Raw genomic sequence first — 16,504 nt, 5'->3', positions numbered from 1 at the left:
TGTCGTCCATGTCATGGCCGATGCACAACGCCTCGGTGTGACACAGATGGGCATCGTCGGGCAGGAACAGTTCGTCGATCAGTAAGGGAGTGAAGAAGATCATGACCATGCGTTTTGTGCGGGGCCTTATGTGTTCCGCGACCGTTGTCTCTCTCGCCATTCCGGCGGTGTATGCGGCGGACACGTTGGGCCAGCCTGTTGGCGTGGCCTTGCAGCAGGCCCAGAGCGCTCTGGCCGCGCATAATTACGCCAAGGCCATGGATGCCGTAAACGAGGCAGACGCGGTTGCTGATAAAAGCGCATATGAGGACTATACCATTGCCCAGATGCGCGCCGCTGTGGCCTCGCAGGCGGGGAATGTGGCACAGGCTACTGCCGCGTATGAAAAACTGATCGCCTCCCCCCGTACTCCGCGCAACCTGAAAAACCAGATGCTGATGTCCGAAGGGACCATGGCCTATAACGCCAAGGATTACCCCAAGGCGGCTGTGGCTATCCAGCGTTACCTTAAGGAAGCGGGGCCAAGCCCTGCAATGGAAACATTGCTGGCACAGGCGTATTATTTGCAAAAAGACTATGCCAGCACAGTGCATGTTCTAACGCCCATTCTGGCAAGAACGATCAAGGCAGGGCAAAAGCCGGTTGAATCCCAGTTGCAGATGCTGGCGGCAAGTGCAACAGCCCTTAAGGATTCCACAACCGCCACACATGCCTATGTACTGCTGGCAACGTATTACCCCAAAAAAGAATACTGGGCGCTTTTGCTGCACGAACTGGTTGTGAATACAAAAATCCCGGCCGCTTTGCAGCTTGATGTGTACCGTATCCGTCTGGCTGTGGGGGATGTGTCCACCGCGCGGGACTTTATGGACATGACCGAGATTGCCATGCAGGGGCACATGCCCCAGCTTGCGCTGGACCTGATGAATCAGGGGTACCAGCAGGGTGTGCTTGGTCAGGGCACGGAAGCCGCCCGACAGGCACGCCTGAAGGCGATGGTTGAGAAAACCGTTGCCGCCAAAAAAGCGTCTATTGCAGCCGATGAACAGGCAGCTCTAACCCAGACATCGGGGAATGAATTGCTGAATGTGGGGTATAATTACGTCACGTTCGGGCAGGGGGCCAAAGGACTGGCGCTTATGCAGCAGGCTATTGCCAAAGGGGTAACAGACCCCAACATTGCCCGCCTGCACCTTGGTCTGGCCCAGATGCAGGCAGGCAACAAGGCAGAGGCCATCCAGACCCTCAAGAGCGTTGCAGGGGATAATGGGGCTTATGATATTGCCCAGCTATGGGTGCTCCGGTTGGGGCAGGCTACAGCTACGCACTAAGCGTAAAAACTGTTGTGTTATAAAAAAGGCCGCTGAAAAGCGGCCTTTTTTGTAGTTGCGGTCTTTGTTTATCCCGCTTTTTTGGGGGTAGGCTTGGTGTTTTGTATTGCCTGTGGTGCTGGCATGGAGGAAGTTTCCTGCCAGCCACCCCCCATAGCCCGGTAAATGGTCACAAGGTTTTGGTATTTTGCAACTGCAACCGTAATCTGGGACTGCTGGGCCTGTAGGTAATAGCGCTGTGAATCCAGAGTGGTCAGGTAGGAATCTGTCCCGGTTTCGTAACGCAGTTTTGCCAGTCTGTAGGCGTCTCCGGCTGCAAAAACCAGACTATCCATCTGCTTTTTTTCGTCCAGATAGGCTTTGCGTGCGGCAAGGGCGTCTGCCACCTCGCGGAAGGCGGTCTGCACGGTTTTTTCATAGGCGGCAATTTTACCGTTGCGGGTTGCCTTGGCCACCTTGAGGTTGCCGCTGTTCATACCCCATGTCCATAGCGGGATCTGCAGGCTGGGGTTAAGCCCCCATGTGGTTGCCGCAGCGGTGAACAATCTGTGGAACTGCAAGCTGGAAACGCCGTCTGTTGCGGTGAGTGTAAGGCGGGGGAAGAACGCGGCACGTGCGGCCCCAATACTGGCTTGCGAGGCCAGAAGGTCGTGTTCGGCGGCTACAATATCGGGTCTGCGGGTCAGCAGGTCCGATGGCAGGCCCGCAGGCAGGTCCGCCAGAACGGATTGTTTGCCCAAAGGCAGCGGGGCAGGCAGGTTTTGTGGAATGGGGGCGCCAATCAGCAGGGTTATCAGGTTTTCGTCCTGCTCGACCTTGCGACGGGCATCCGTGAGCATGGTCGCACTCTGCTGCACCTGTGTTTCCAGCTGACGTACGGTCAGCAGGTTTTCTTCGCCGTGGTCATATTTGTCCTGCGTCAGCTTCAGGCTGCCTTGCTGGCTGGCCAGAGTGCGCTCGGCCAGTGCCTGCGTGTCTCTATCTCCCAGCCAGGTAATGTAGGCCATGGCTACCTGTGAGACGATGCTGATCACCATGCCGCGCATGTTTTCCTGCTGGTACAGGGCACGTTCGGCGGCTTCCTTGGTCAAGGAGCGGATGCGCCCGAACAGATCAATCTCGTAGGAGGAAAAACCAATACCGCCGGAATAGTAGCGGAAGGGGTTGCGGGCCATGCCGGAGCCGGTCTGGTCGGTATCCAGCCCCGGAGCAAAGCTCAGCCCCGCTGCATCGGATGGCGCCTGATACATAGGCCCACCTGTGGCGGAAATGGTGGGGAACAGGCCCGCATGCTGCACATCATACTCGCCTTGTGCCGTGGCAATATTGGCCGCAGATGTGCGCAGGTCCCGGTTTTCACGCAGGGCAATGCCAATGAGCGCTTGCAGGCGCGGGTCTACAAAAAATTCACGCCAGCCAATATCGGCCGCCACTTTTGGCAAAAGGGCATCCCCCGTATGGGCATAACCGGGCCATGTGGTGGCCAGCGGGGGTTTGGGCCGCGTGTATTTGGGGATCATGGTGCAAGCGGACAGGGCCTGTGTTGCCGCAACCGCCATAACAATCACGCGGAGCCGCGGGGAGCGACGGAAAAAGGACTGAGGAGCCATATCTTATTCGTTCCCGGTTGCGGTCTGGGCGGGTGGTGCGGCCTGCTTGCGTTCGCTGATGCGTTTAACGTGAAACACACGGAGCACCAGAACAAAAAAGACAGGCACAAAGTAGATGGCCAGAAGTGTTGCGGTGGCCATACCCCCGACTACGGCAGTGCCAATGGCCACGCGGGAGGCGGAACCGGCACCCGTGGCAATGGCGAGCGGGAACACACCCACAACAAAGGCGATGGATGTCATCAGAATAGGGCGCAGGCGCTCGCGCGATGCGGTCAGAACGGCCTCTTCCAGAGATTCCCCACGTTCAAAGGCGGCTTTGGCAAACTCCACAATCAGAATGGCGTTTTTAACAGCCAGACCAACGGTGGTTAGCAGACCAACCTGAAAGTACACATCGTTGTTCATATCCCGCCACAAGGTTGCGGCAATAGAGCCGAGAATACCCAGTGGGATGACCAGCATGACCGCAAACGGAATGGCCCAGCTTTCGTAAAGTGCGGCAAGGCACAAAAGAATAACCAGACTGGCCAGTGCGTAGAGCGGGCCGGTGGAGGAACCGGAGGAAATTTCCTCAAACGACAGGCCGGTCCATTCAAAGCCTATGCCTTCAGGCAGTTTTTTCAAAATATCCTTGATGGCGGCAATGGAGTCCCCCGAACTGTACCCAGCAGCAGGCTGGCCCAGAATTTCAAAAGCGTTAAAGCCGTTGTAATCCTCAACCTTTTGCGGGCCGGTCAGCCAGTAACCACGGATAAAGGCATCCAGTGGCGCCATAGTGTTGGTGTTGGTGCGGATGTACCATTTGTTCAGGTCCTGCGGCAGCATGCGCGAATCCATGTCGCCCTGAATATAAACCTGTTTTACGCGGTCATTACGGGTGAACTGGTTGACGTAGATCGACCCCAGCGCCCCTTCGATGGTGGTGTTGATGTCATCAATCGTAATGCCCAGCGCATTTGCTTTTTCGCGGTCGATATCAAGATGGTATTGCGATGCGTCTTCCATCCCGTTGGGGCGCACGGCCAGCAGGCGTGGGTCTTTGCTGGCAAGGCCCAGCACCATGTTCCGGGCGGCCAGTAGTTGCTGGTGGCCAAGGTGGCCGCGGTCTTCCAGTTCAAGGTCAAACCCGGTGGCGTTCCCCAGTTCGAGCACGGCTGGTGGGTTGATGGCAAAAATCTGGGCGCGCGGGTCAAACCAGTAATGCATCATGATCCGCCGTGCGATGGCGGCAGATGTTTGCGTCGCAAGGGGGCGGTTTTTCCAGTCTGTCAGACGGATAAAGAACGCACCCGAGTTCTGCCCCTGCCCGGCAAAGTTAAACCCGTTGATGGCGTAAACAGATTCCACAAGCCCGCTTTCGGATTTGAGGATGTAATCCGTAATTTCGCGGTTGAGTTTTGCGGTCTGCTCCATGGGTGTGTTGGGGGGCAGTGTGACCTGACCAAAAATAAGCCCCTGATCTTCGTCAGGCAAAAAGCCGTTGGGCAGGCGGGTAAACAGGTAGCCCGCCAGCGCACTGATCAGCACAAAACAGGTAATGGACAAAACAGTGGAGGAAATGAGCCTGCGAACGCCATTCAGGTAACCATTTGTCAGGCGTTCAAAGTTTCGGTTGAACCATCCGGCAGGGCCTGTTGTTTTAACATGCGTACCGGGTTTGAGCATGGTGGCGCACAAGGCGGGTGTTAGCACCATGGCAACCAGTACGGACAGCCACATGGCAGAGACAATGGTAATGGAGAACTGGCGGTAAATAACCCCGACCGAGCCGGAAAAAGCCGCCATGGGCAAAAACACGGCGGTCAGCACAAGCACAATACCAACCAGCGCGCCGGAAATTTCATCCATGGAGACGCGGGCAGCCTCGATGGGGGAGAGTTTTTTCTCCGACATCACGCGTTCCACGTTTTCCACCACCACAATGGCGTCATCCACCAGAAGGCCCACGGCCAGCACCATGGCCAGCATGGTGAGCGTGTTGATGGAAAAACCAAAGATGTTGAGCAGACCAAAGGTGCCCAGCAGCACCACCGGCACCGCAATGGTGGGAATAAGGGTGGCGCGGAAGTTCTGCAAGAACACCAGCATGACCAGAAAGACCAGACCGATGGCTTCGAGCAGGGTAATAACCACTTCCTCAATGGAAAGGGTGATGAAGGGTTCCGTATCCAGCGGGTAAACGGTTTTCAGGCCCGGTGGAAAAAACTTTTCCAGTTCATCAATTTTGGCGCGGACGGCCGCTTCGGTCGAAATCTGGTTCGCACCGGGTGCTAGCTTGAGCGCCATGCCCGATGCGGGGTGGTTGTTGTAAAAGGAGGAGGTGTTGTAGGTCTGTGGCCCCAGCTCCACCCGCGCCACATCCTTGATGCGGACCTGCGAGCCATCGGGCTGGACCCTGAGCAGAATTTTTTCAAACTCGCCAGCCGATGTCAGGCGGGTCGGACCAATGATCGTGGCGTCCAGACGGATGTCCTTGCGTGCGGGCAGCCCCCCGAGTTCGCCGGATGAGACCTGAATGTTCTGGGTCTGTACAGCGGCTTCCACGTCCCGCACGGTCAGGCCGTAGTTGAACAGCTTGTTGGGGTCCATCCAGATCCGCATGGCGTATTCGGAGCCGAAGAGCGTGTGGTCACCCACCCCGGTTACGCGGCTGAGCGGGTCGGAAATGTTGGAAGCCACATAATCAGCAATGTCGGAGCCGGTCATGGAGTTGTTGGTGGAGATAAACGCCAACACCAGCATGAAGTTTTTAACGGCTTTGGTAATGCTCAGCCCTTGGGCGGTCACTTCCTGTGGCAGTTTGGGCTGGGCAAGCTGGAGTTTGTTCTGCACCTGCACCTGAGCAATGTCAGGGTTTGTGCCCTGTTCAAAGGTCAGGTCAATTTCCATCTGCCCGGAGGCGTAGGACTGGGCCGAAATATATTCCAGATGATCCAGCCCGAACATCTGCTGGAGTATGGGGCGCACAACCGTATCGTTCACCGTATCGGCGGAGGCGCCGGGGTAGGTTACGGTAATGGCGATCTGGGGCGGGGCAATGCTGGGGTACTGCGCAATAGGCAACCGCAGGATGGACAGGCCGCCAAACAGCATGATGATCAGGCTGATCACCCACGCAAAAATGGGTCGGTTGATAAAAAACCGCGAGAGCGACATGGATTTACTGCCCTTTTTGCGCAGGCTGTGCCGCGGAGCTGGGTGTGGGGTCGGTCTTGGGTTTGCTGTCCATGACCGAGACTTTGGCTCCGGGGGTTATTTTTTGCGTGCCGCTCACCACCACACGTTCACCGGCCTTCAGGCCATCGGTCACCAGCCAGTTTGTGCCAATGGCCATGCCAATCTGGATCTGGCGCAGGGCAACGGTATTGTCGGGCTGGACAATCCATACCTGCGGGTCGCCATGGGTGTTACGGCTTACCGATTCTTGCGGCACCAGCAGGGCGTTGGGGTCAATCCCCTCGTCCAACTGGGCATGGACGTACATGCCCGGCAGCAGCAGCTTTTGCGGGTTGGGCATGATCGCGCGCACAATAACAGTGGAGGTTGTTGTATCCACGTTCACTTCGGCCAGCGCCATGTGGCCCTTGAATTCGTAGGGCGAGCCGTCCTCAAGCGTCAGGATCACGGGCACTTCGCCGTTTTCTTGCCGTTTGATCCGTCCTTCCGCCAGTTCGCGCTTGAGGCGCAAAAGGGTAATGGCGGGCAGGTTCACGTCCACATAAATCGGGTCAAGCCGGGTGATAATGGCCGTGTTGGAGGTCTGTTCGGCAGTTACAAGCGCCCCAACAGTAATGAGCGTGCGGCCAATACGCCCCGAAATTGGGGCATACATTTTGGTGTAACCAAGGTTGACCTGAGCACTTTCCACTTGCCCCTGCGCGCTTTGTATCTGACCACGGGCCTGTTTTTCTGCGGCTACGGCATCATCGTAGTCCTGCTGGCTTACGGCGTGTTCACGCACCAGCTTTTTGTAGCGCCGGACCTTGGCCTTGGCTGTGCCATCTATGGCCATGGCCTGGGCCAGTTGCCCACGGGCGGTGTCGTACACGGCTTTGTAGCGGGCGGGGTCGATCTGGTAGAGCTGCTGGCCAGCCACTACGTCCGAGCCTTCAATAAACAGACGTTTGAGCACCACACCGGTAACCTGCGGGCGCACCTGAGCAATTTCAAACGCATCCGTGCGGCCGGGCAGGCTTGTGTGTACGCTTACGGGCTGGGGTTGCAAGGTTACAACGCCCACAGCCTGCGGCGGCATGTGCGGTGCGCTCTGCTGGCGTTTACAGCCTTCCAGAGCAAGCAGGGCAACCGTGCAGAGCAGGACCGGACGAAGAGAAAAAGTGTGTGTTGTCACTTTGGTGTGGCCCTGTGTGTTGAAGGGTCTTCCGCACATATCAGGCTTTGGCAAGCTTTGCCGGGTCTGGAAGGGTACGCCATTGCCAACCCGGTTGGGGAGCTTGAGTTACAGGCCGCTTTGTGGAGAAAACAGGATGGAGAAATGAAGGTGAAAAAACAGTACTAAGTGTTACCTTTAACCTGCAAGCTAAAAGTGCAACCCCATCAAGTCAAGAGCAGATCAAACCAAAAACACAAGCATTATCGCGGGTGTTAGGCGGTATGGCCGCTGCTTTCGTCCAGCCGTGTGTCCCGATGGACCCAGGTTGAAAGCAGGAGTCCGAACCCCAGCATAACATTCAGCATGGCCGACCCACCGTAGGAAACCAGCGGCAGCGGCACCCCGCCAACAGGAATTGCCCCCATGACCATGGAAAGATTGACCAGACAGTAAAAGAAAAAGTTCATGCTGATGCCAAGGGCGATCAACCGGCCAAAGCGGTTGCGGCAGCGTATGGCCATGATCATGCCGCCCATAATCAGCAGCACCAGCAGGGCAATCACGGCGGCGGCACCAATAAAGCCCCATTCTTCGGCGATCATGGTAAAAATGAAATCGGTCTGTTTTTCGGGCAGGAAGTTGAGCTGCCCCTGTGATCCGTGCAGGTAACCCTGCCCCCACATACCCCCCGACCCTAAAGCGATCTTGGACTGGATAATGTTGTAACCCGCTCCCAGTGGATCGTTCTCGGGGTGGAGGAAGGTGGTAATGCGGGCTTTCTGGTAGTCATGCAGGTGCGCGTAGGCAAACTGGACAAGGGAGGGCACGGGCAGAATAAGCAGAACAATCTGCCACAGGCGCATACCCGCCGTAAAAAACAGCGATGCGCCAATACCGCCAATAATAACCGCCGTGCCCAGATTGGGTTCCTTGAGCACCAGCCCCACGGGCACCAGCACCATAAAGGCGGGGGGAATAAGCCAAAGCGGATTGCCCATGCGGGCATAGTCCATGCGCGAGAACCATGTGGCCAGCACGGCCACAAGGGCAATCTTGGCAAATTCGGATGGCTGGACCTGTAGCCCTCCGATCATAAGCCAGCGTTCAGCACCCTTGCCAACATGGCCCATGTGCAGCACCGCCACCAGCAGCACGAGCGAGAGTGCGTACATGCCCCATGATGCGCGCATAAGCAGGTGGGGGGGCAGCATGGCAATGGTGACCATCAGCACCAGCCCCACCGCAAAACGCGCAGCCTGCGGAGCCGCAAACGGGTAGGGCACCCCACCAGCAGCGGAATAGAGCGTGACGTAGCCAATACCGGCCAGAGCACAAATAAGCAGGACATACAGCCAGCTGATCCGCCACAGCTTGGCCATAAGCCTAAAGCTGGGTTCGGCCCGCAACAGGCGCTTATGGAACCTGATGGGGTTATTCAAAGCTGTCGTCCACAGTGGCCACGCTTTCGGGCGGGGGGGTGGTGTGGTTGGACGGGTCACGCAGGAGGGTATCGCGCATGATGTTGCGTGCCAGTGGAGCCGCCGCGTCTGCCCCGGTATTGCCATGCTCGATGACGACCGAAACAGCGTAGCGTGGTGCGTCGTATGGAGCAAAGCAGATGAACAGCGCATGGGGGCGGTACTCCCACGGCAGGTTGGCGGAGTTGAAGTGCCCGCCCTCACGCAATGCGCGTGAGACGTGGCGCACCTGAGCCGAGCCGGTTTTGCCCGCCATGGTCATGCCCGGCAGGTCAAGCTGAGCCTTGGGGGCTGTGCCGTGGGGTTCGTTCACCACGGCAAACATGCCCGCGCGCAGGGCTTCGAGATATTTTTCGGGCATGTTCAGGCTTGGCCAGTGCTCGGCGTTGGCCATGGGGCTGACCTCGCCATTGATGGCGCGCATCAGGTGGGGTTGCACGGCCCGGCCGGTTGCCATGCGGGCGGTGTAGGTCGCCAGTTGCAGGGGGGTAACCTGTATGAACCCCTGCCCGATCCCGCTGACAATGGTGTCCCCCCCGTTCCAGTGGTGGTGGTGGGCCTGCCGCCATGCCGGGGTGGGGATCAGCCCGGTGCGGGTGTGGGGCAGTTCAATATCGAGCGGTACGCCAAGGCCCATGCGGTGCGCGGTCTCGGCAATACGGTCCATGCCAATGCGGCGGGCAATTTCGTAAAAATACACGTCGCAGGAGTATTTGAGCGCCAGATGCAGGTCTACAGACCCGTGCCCCCAGCGCGACCAGCAATGAAAGCGCGTCCCCCCCACATCCAGGTGGCCGGGGCAGAAAACCCGGTCCGTGGGGGAGATCAACCCCGATTCCAGCGCGGCCATGGCCACAGCGGGCTTGAAGGTGGAGCCGGGGGGATAAACCCCGGCCACCGCCTTGTTGATCAGGGGGGTGTGCTGGTTGTTTGTCCATTCAATCCACTGCGCGTGGCTGACGCCGCTATCAAACAGGGATGGATCGAACGAAGGGGTGCTGACCATGGCCAGCACCTCGCCATTATGGCAGTCCATGACCACGGCGGAGGCGGTCTGGTCCCCAATGTGGTTGAGCACCCTTTGTTGCAGCCCACGGTCTATGGTCAGGGAAATTTCTTCCCCCGGCACACCTTCCTCGCGGTTGAGTTCGGAAATAACGCGCCCGACGGCGTTGACCTCCATCTCCACCGAACCGGCGGTGCCGCGCAGTTTTTCGTCCTGATTCTGCTCTATGCCAGCCCGGCCGACCCGCATGCCCGGCAGGGCCAGCAAGGTGGAGTGCGCCACATCGTTCTCGTTAGGGGGGGCAACGTAGCCGATAATATGGGCCAGCAGTTCCCCTTCGGGGTACACGCGGCGTGTGCCCACATCAATGAGCACACCGGGCAGGGAGGGCGCGTTCAGTTCGATCCGCGCCATTTCATCCCACGAGAGGAAGTCACGCAGCATAACGGGTACAAACCGGCGCTGGTGGCGCATTTCGCGCGCTATGCGGTTCCGGTCGCGCTCATCTAGGGGAATAAGGGTGGAAAAGCGCTCTATGGTGCCGGGAACGTCGGTCGTTTCCTCCGGCATAAGGAGTGCGCGCCAGTTTTCCTTGTTGTTGGCAAGGGCTATGCCGTAGCGGTCCACAATACGGCCGCGCGGGGGGGCAAGCAGGCGCTTGCTTACGCGGTTGTTGGCCGCCATACGGGCGTAGTGGTCGCCATCATTGATCTGGATATGGTACAGGCGGCGCGCCAGTTCGCCCATGGCGCCAGCCTGTACGGCCATGCACAGCAGGGCACGGCGGGTAAAAACACCGCGTGCCGGATCCTTCTGATCACGGATCGGCATCAAGCGGCGGTTGTCGCGTTTACGCCGCTTTAGCCACATGGGAGCACCTCCCATGTGATCATGGCGTGTCCTTCTCGTCCAGAATGTGCAGGAACCACGAGAAAGTGGCGGAAAGCAACGGATAGACCCCTATGCAGAGCAAGGCTTCAAAAAAGGCGGGTGCCGGATCAAGCAGATGGAGCCGGAACAGGCAGGCCAGCGCCCACTGCAACGCTGCGGCAGCCGCTCCTACCAGTCCGAACAGGCACCATACTACTAAAAAATTCATCCGCATGAGACCAAAACGGGCGTAACTGCCAATGCCATGCACCAGCAATAGAATAAAGGCGCTGACCCCCAGCGGTGTAAACCCCACAAGGTCCATAAAAAGCCCAAGCAGGAACACAGCCAGCGAGGGCATGCCCGATGGCCGCCATACGGACCAGAAAAAAATTGTGTTGATAACAATAGCAGGGAGCAACTCCGCAGCCCCGGGAATGGTTACGGGGGCGGAGAAAAAAATAATGACCAGTGCAGTAAAAACAGACGGCAGAAGATGCCGCGCGGTGCGGTCGAGTCGCTGGCGGGAGGTCAGTTGGGTTTCGGCGTCATGCTCCCAGCGTGGCTGATGGGGGTCGGACATGGCGTTATCCCTCCTGCCCGGGGCCGAGCAAGGTTTTGAACGGCAGCGTTAGCGCGCGGTGCGGGCGGGTTAGCGGCACATGGCCGGGGGCTTCGGGCGGTTCAATCTCGGATTGGCCAAAGTCGAACACGCGCAGCATGGTCAGCCTGTCCAGCCGGGCAAAGGGCTGCACCACAGGCTGGCCGGGGTGCAGGTAATGCACGCTGCCAATGGGAATGCCCGATGGAAAAGCCCCGGCCTGATCGGAGGTCACAACCCGCTCGCCCTCTATGGGGCGGGTGTCTTGCGAATAATAGAGCAGGCGGGGCAGGGGGGAGTTATCCCCCACCATAATGGCCGCCGCATGGCTGGATTCCAGTTCTACCGGCAGGCGGCTGGCAATATCGGTAATCAGCAGGATACGTGCGGCATGCGCGCCCACTTCGGTTACGCGCCCAGCCAGCCCGCTGGAGGCCAGTGCAATATTACCCGTCTGCACACCACTGGTGGTGCCCGCCACCAGCAGCACGGCGCGCGCGTATATGCCCCCGCTATCGGCCACAACCCGGCCCGTTACAAAGGCGGGCGTGGGTTCGGGCACCCAGTGCAGTTCGGTTTTAAGGGTATCATTCTCCCGCGCAAGGGAGACCGCAACTTCGTACCACCGGCGCAGATTGGCGTTTTCAGCGCTCAGGCGGTGGTTTTCCTCCGCCAGATTACGCGCTTCCTTCAGGCCATGCACAAGGCGTTCGCTATCGGTCTGGGTGCGGGAGAGCAGGCTCCACAGGGGGGCCAGCACATCGGCCACGCGCATGCGCGCCCGGTCCGCCAAGGGGCGGTCGGCCTGCCCGGCAATAATGATCCCGACAGACATGAGCAGCAGAACCGGCAACACCAGTTTGCTCAAGGCCTGTCTTACCTGAATGGAAACCGGGACCATGGAAAACCGGATGCCCTTATATCTGACGGCATAAAAAACCAGCTTCAGTCACACACAGCATAACGGGCCGTGGTGCTGAACCGGGGCGTTAGTACATGGTGGTCAGCACGTTGCGCAGACGCTTCATTTCTTCCAGTGCGCGGCCCGTACCCAGCGCCACGCAGGATAGGGCGTCTTCGGCCACGGTTACCGGCAACCCGGTTGCCAGACGCAGCACATCGCCCATACGGTACAGTAATGCGCCGCCGCCGGTCAGGACAATGCCTTTGTCCACAATATCGGCCGCCAGTTCCGGCGGGGTGTTTTCCAGTGCGGTTTTGACCGCATCGACAATCTGGCTGATCGGCTCCATCAGGCTTTCGGCAATCTGGGCCTGAGAGACCTGAACCTCGCGCGGGACGCCGTTAATCAGGTCGCGGCCTTTAACGTCCAGCCAGGGGCCACTGTCTTCGGGGTCATCGGGGGGGAGGGCCGCGCCAAGGTTGATTTTGATCCGCTCTGCCGAGCTTTCACCGATCAGCAGATTATAGGCCCGGCGGATGTAGGAAATAATGGCTTCATCCATTTTATCCCCACCAACACGCACCGAGCGGGCATAAACAATGCCACCAAGGGAGATAACCGCCACTTCCGTGGTGCCACCGCCAATATCGACAATCATGCTGCCAGAAGGTTCGGTCACGGGCAGGCCCGCGCCAATGGCGGCGGCCATGGGTTCCTCAATCAGGAAGACCCGGCGCGCACCAGCACTTTCCGCACTTTCCTGAATGGCGCGGCGCTCAACGGCTGTGGAGCCGGAGGGCACGCACACAATAATCTGCGGGCTGGCGAAGGCGCGGCGGTTATGCACTTTACGAATGAAATGTTTGATCATTTCTTCCGCCACGTCAAAGTCGGCAATAACCCCATCACGCATGGGGCGGATGGCGGCAATGTTGCCCGGAGTCCGCCCGACCATCTGCTTGGCTTCTTCCCCCACGGCCAGAAGCTGCTTTTTGCCGCGTATGTCTGCAATCGCTACAACCGAGGGTTCGTTCAGTACAATGCCACGCCCTTTGACATACACAAGGGTGTTGGCAGTACCGAGATCGATGGCCATGTCCGCAGACATAAGACCGAGCAGACGAGAGAACATCCAGGACTCCTGGTTGAAGCGGCACTACGCGACTGTGTGGTAGGGGCAGGTCAACAAAACGGACCCCAACGGTCGCTTTGGTCAATATGTTTGCACGGATTAACGGGGCATAGCGAGGCAGACAAGCCCTGTGGCCATAAACTTCCGCATAATTTCGTATGCAGGGGGGTATCTGCCTCGTTATTTGGGGGCTTAGGCCCCCAATAGGCGCCTGATCAGGCGGTCAGGGCCTCGGGTGCGGTGCGGGCGCGTTTGACCAGCAGCTTGTTCAGGGCATGCACATAGGCGCGCACGGCGGAAACAACTGTGTCCGCATCCGCACCCTGTCCGTCCACCAGCTTGCCGTCTTCTTCCAGCCGGACCGTGGTGCGGGCCTGTGCATCCGTGCCTTCCGTAACCGCGCCAACGCTGAACAGGGCCAGCCGCGCCTCGTGCGGGAAGGCCAGACGCAGCGCATTAAAGGCGGCGTCCACCGGCCCGTTGCCCGTGGCATTGGCTTGCACGTCCGCACCATCGACCTGAATGGTCAGTGCGGCGGCGGAGGGCTTGCCTGAGGATGAGGTCAGGTCCAGTGCCGCAAAACGGATATGGTCGTGGTCACGGGCTTCGTCATCCACCAGTGCGACAATATCGTCATCGTAGACGACCTTCTTGCGGTCAGCCAGATCCTTGAAGCGCGAGAACGCTTCGTTCAGGCGGGCATCGTCCATGTCCGCATAACCCAGTGCTTTCAGCTTATCGCGGAAGGCCGCGCGGCCGGAATGTTTGCCCATGACCAGCGAGGACCGGCTCCAGCCCACGCTTTCGGGGGTCATGATCTCATAGGTCGCGGCGTTCTTGAGCACCCCGTCCTGATGAATGCCACTTTCGTGCGCAAAGGCGTTGCGGCCTACAATGGCTTTGTTGGGCTGCACGTCAAAGCTGGTGATGGTGGCCAGCATGCGCGAGACCTTGAGCAGGTCGGTGGTCTGGATTTTGGTGTTAAAGGGGTATTGGTCATGGCGTGTGCGCAGCGCCATCACAATTTCTTCCAAAGCGGCATTCCCTGCGCGCTCGCCAATACCGTTAATGGTGCATTCTACCTGCCGCGCCCCACCACGCAGGGATGCCAGCGTGTTCGCCACACCCAGCCCCAGATCGTTATGGTTGTGGGCGGACAGAATGACCTGATCGGCGCCGGGAACGCGCGTGCGCACCATGGAAAAGATTTTTTCCATGTCTTCCGGTGTTGCGTAACCGACCGTGTCGGGGATGTTGATGGTGGTGGCCCCGGCCTTGATGGCCGCCTCCACGCAGCGGCACAAAAAGTCTGGGTCGGTGCGGGAGCCGTCCTCGGCGGACCATTCCACGTCATCCGTCAGGTTGCGCGCGGCCGTGTTGCCTGAAGTGATCAGGTCCAGAACGGTCTGCGGCTCCATGCGCAGCTTGTACTTCATGTGCAGGGGCGAGGTGGAGATAAAGTTGTGGATACGCTTGCGCTCCGCCGGGGCCAGTGCCTCGCCTGCGGCGGCAATGTCCTTCGCACCCCCACTACGGGCCAGCGCGCAGATCACCGCACCCTTGGTGTGGCGGGCGATCTCGTTCACGGATTCAAAGTCGCCCTTGGAAGCCACGGGAAAGCCCGCTTCAATCACATCCACGCCCAGTGTTGCCAGGGCTTCGGCCATGCGCAGTTTTTCGGCCAGATTCATGGAAAAACCGGGGGACTGCTCGCCATCACGCAGTGTGGTGTCAAAAATAATGACACGGTCAGCCGTCATGCGGCCAAAAGATGGATGGTTGAAGCTGGAAGAATCAGCAGACATGAAAATGTTCCTGAATTTACTCTGGTCTGGCGCTGCCAAAGGCATGTCACGCCTTATAATTTGCCTGTGCTGCACACAGGCGCTCTCACTTGCAAAATCCCCTGGGCGCGGCAGCACAAGGCCACCCGGATCGCTCAGGGGCTGATAAGTCGAAGGAGAAGGTCCAGACGAAAAGCCACGCCGCCCTGAACCGCTGTTACGCGGGTCGTCAGGGAATCGGACGTGAACCGGTCGGAAATCATGCCGCGTAGAATACCGTCATGTTTTATCAGCGCAACAGGAAAATAACCGGCGGGGGAATTCATGGCCTCCGCTTCAGCCCTGGGGCCTGCCACGGCGCAGGGTGTGCAGCACATACAGCATGACCCCCAGCAGCACGGCAGCAAAGGTCTGGTGGATGGCCCCCGCCCAGACAGGCACAACCAGCAAAAGTGTGGTCACACCCAGTGCGTACTGCACCAGCACAGCCCAGCCGAGCAGGATTATGCCGTTCTGTGCCTGTGGGCCAAGGCCCGCACCCCGCCGCAGCCCGGCCAGCAGCACGGCACCAATGCTGAGCGCGGTCAGGGTGGCCAGCAGCCGGTGGTCAAACTGGATGGCGGCCTTGTTGATGACCCAGTTCATCCACAGGGGGGAAAGCTGGGCGTAGTCGGCGGGAATAAGGTGACCATCCATAAGCGGGAAGGTGTTGAACAAAAAGCCCGCATGCGTGCCTGCCGTAAAGCCGCCTGCAATAATGGTGGTGCACAAAAGCCCGATGCTCAGGCACGCCAGCCGCCGGGTCAGCCTGACGCCGGGTGTCAAAGCCGTGGGCTGGGGCTGTGGCCAGCGGATGGAAAAAGCGGTCCACAGAATGGCCCCATACAGCAGCAGGGCCGCACTCAGGTGCAGCACGAGTCGTACAGGTTCAACCGCTGTGCTGTTGGCCCGAAAGCCCGAGGCGACCATAAACCAGCCAATGGCCCCCTGTAGCGCGCCCAGCACAAAAAAGACGAACAGCCGCACGGCAAGGCGGCGGGTGATCATGCCACGGATCACAAACCAGACCAGAGGGGCAAGTAGCACAAGCCCCATAAGGCGGCCCCAGAAGCGGTGGGTCCACTCCGCCCAGAAGATTTTCTGGAATCCTTCCAGCCCGAATCCTTCATGCTGGAGGTGGTACTGGGGAATGGTCTGGTACAGCGCAAACAGGCGCTCCCACTCCGCGTGGGACAGGGGGGGGATTATGCCGCTTACGGGCTGCCAGTCCATAATGGACAGGCCAGAGCCGGTCAGGCGGGTTACGCCGCCAATGGCGATCATGCCCAGCAACATGAAACACAGGAGGAACAGCCAGCCAGAAATCAGGCGGCGGTGGGCAGGCGTCATGTCTTGCTGGCGCTGGGGCGTGGTGGGCATGGCACTCTTTTGCGCTGAGGTTAAACTTTATGG

The 16,504-nt window shown here is 59.1% G+C and carries 12 protein-coding genes and 1 pseudogene; 2 read left to right on the top strand and 11 right to left on the bottom strand.

Annotated elements, in window-relative coordinates:
• A pseudogene (locus tag AABE20_RS12050) lies at positions 1–85 on the top strand (biopolymer transporter ExbD); the annotation flags it as partial.
• Positions 86–101: 16 nt separating this feature from the next.
• Positions 102–1,331 (top strand): tetratricopeptide repeat protein, encoded by a 1,230-nt coding sequence (locus tag AABE20_RS12045; RefSeq protein WP_338333279.1) that lies wholly within the window; start codon positions 102–104, stop codon positions 1,329–1,331.
• Positions 1,332–1,399: 68 nt separating this feature from the next.
• Here the strand turns inward: AABE20_RS12045 and AABE20_RS12040 are convergent, their stop codons facing one another.
• From AABE20_RS12040 to AABE20_RS11990, 11 genes are all read right to left on the bottom strand, one after another.
• The gene (locus tag AABE20_RS12040) at positions 1,400–2,890 is read right to left on the bottom strand and encodes an efflux transporter outer membrane subunit (RefSeq protein WP_338333292.1); all 1,491 of its coding nucleotides are present in this window, start codon (positions 2,888–2,890) and stop codon (positions 1,400–1,402) included.
• 54 nt (positions 2,891–2,944) lie between these two features.
• Positions 2,945–6,100 (bottom strand): efflux RND transporter permease subunit, encoded by a 3,156-nt coding sequence (locus AABE20_RS12035; RefSeq protein WP_338333278.1) that lies wholly within the window; start codon positions 6,098–6,100, stop codon positions 2,945–2,947.
• Positions 6,101–6,104: 4 nt separating this feature from the next.
• Positions 6,105–7,295, bottom strand: a complete 1,191-nt coding sequence (locus AABE20_RS12030; RefSeq protein ID WP_338333277.1) for an efflux RND transporter periplasmic adaptor subunit — start codon at positions 7,293–7,295, stop codon at positions 6,105–6,107.
• Positions 7,296–7,549: 254 nt separating this feature from the next.
• Positions 7,550–8,704: a rod shape-determining protein RodA gene (rodA, locus tag AABE20_RS12025; protein WP_338333291.1), complete on the bottom strand. Its 1,155-nt coding sequence runs from the start codon at positions 8,702–8,704 to the stop codon at positions 7,550–7,552.
• Positions 8,705–8,708: 4 nt separating this feature from the next.
• The gene (gene mrdA / locus AABE20_RS12020; protein WP_338333290.1) at positions 8,709–10,631 is read right to left on the bottom strand and encodes a penicillin-binding protein 2; all 1,923 of its coding nucleotides are present in this window, start codon (positions 10,629–10,631) and stop codon (positions 8,709–8,711) included.
• 19 nt (positions 10,632–10,650) lie between these two features.
• Entirely contained in the window at positions 10,651–11,214 is a 564-nt protein-coding gene (locus tag AABE20_RS12015) for a rod shape-determining protein MreD (RefSeq protein WP_165992410.1), read from the bottom strand.
• A 4-nt stretch (positions 11,215–11,218) separates the two neighbouring features.
• Positions 11,219–12,133 carry a rod shape-determining protein MreC gene (mreC, locus tag AABE20_RS12010; protein ID WP_338333276.1) on the bottom strand — a complete coding sequence of 305 codons (915 nt, stop codon included), beginning with the start codon at positions 12,131–12,133 and terminating at the stop codon, positions 11,219–11,221.
• 88 nt (positions 12,134–12,221) lie between these two features.
• Positions 12,222–13,268 (bottom strand): rod shape-determining protein, encoded by a 1,047-nt coding sequence (locus AABE20_RS12005; protein WP_338333275.1) that lies wholly within the window; start codon positions 13,266–13,268, stop codon positions 12,222–12,224.
• Positions 13,269–13,483: 215 nt separating this feature from the next.
• The gene (locus AABE20_RS12000) at positions 13,484–15,073 is read right to left on the bottom strand and encodes a 2-isopropylmalate synthase (protein WP_338333274.1); all 1,590 of its coding nucleotides are present in this window, start codon (positions 15,071–15,073) and stop codon (positions 13,484–13,486) included.
• A 134-nt stretch (positions 15,074–15,207) separates the two neighbouring features.
• Positions 15,208–15,378 (bottom strand): hypothetical protein, encoded by a 171-nt coding sequence (locus AABE20_RS11995; RefSeq protein WP_338333273.1) that lies wholly within the window; start codon positions 15,376–15,378, stop codon positions 15,208–15,210.
• A 10-nt stretch (positions 15,379–15,388) separates the two neighbouring features.
• Entirely contained in the window at positions 15,389–16,441 is a 1,053-nt protein-coding gene (locus AABE20_RS11990; protein WP_338333289.1) for a COX15/CtaA family protein, read from the bottom strand.
• Positions 16,442–16,504: the final 63 nt, after the last annotated feature.

The organism is Acetobacter zythi (assembly GCF_963921165.1).
GTDB lineage: Bacteria > Pseudomonadota > Alphaproteobacteria > Acetobacterales > Acetobacteraceae > Acetobacter.
This window is presented reverse-complemented; position numbering and strand designations above follow the sequence as displayed.

Bases quoted from the DNA above. Each gene is read 5' to 3' on its own strand.
- AABE20_RS12005 (WP_338333275.1), bottom strand. From the start codon at position 13,268: ATGTTCTCTCGTCTGCTCGGTCTTATGTCTGCGGACATGGCCATCGAT.
- mrdA (WP_338333290.1), bottom strand. From the start codon at position 10,631: ATGTGGCTAAAGCGGCGTAAACGCGACAACCGCCGCTTGATGCCGATC.
- AABE20_RS12015 (WP_165992410.1), bottom strand. From the start codon at position 11,214: ATGTCCGACCCCCATCAGCCACGCTGGGAGCATGACGCCGAAACCCAA.
- mreC (WP_338333276.1), bottom strand. From the start codon at position 12,133: ATGGTCCCGGTTTCCATTCAGGTAAGACAGGCCTTGAGCAAACTGGTG.
- AABE20_RS12040 (WP_338333292.1), bottom strand. From the start codon at position 2,890: ATGGCGGTTGCGGCAACACAGGCCCTGTCCGCTTGCACCATGATCCCC.
- AABE20_RS12035 (WP_338333278.1), bottom strand. From the start codon at position 6,100: ATGTCGCTCTCGCGGTTTTTTATCAACCGACCCATTTTTGCGTGGGTG.
- AABE20_RS11990 (WP_338333289.1), bottom strand. From the start codon at position 16,441: ATGACGCCTGCCCACCGCCGCCTGATTTCTGGCTGGCTGTTCCTCCTG.
- AABE20_RS11995 (WP_338333273.1), bottom strand. From the start codon at position 15,378: ATGAATTCCCCCGCCGGTTATTTTCCTGTTGCGCTGATAAAACATGAC.
- AABE20_RS12000 (WP_338333274.1), bottom strand. From the start codon at position 15,073: ATGTCTGCTGATTCTTCCAGCTTCAACCATCCATCTTTTGGCCGCATG.
- AABE20_RS12045 (WP_338333279.1), top strand. From the start codon at position 102: ATGACCATGCGTTTTGTGCGGGGCCTTATGTGTTCCGCGACCGTTGTC.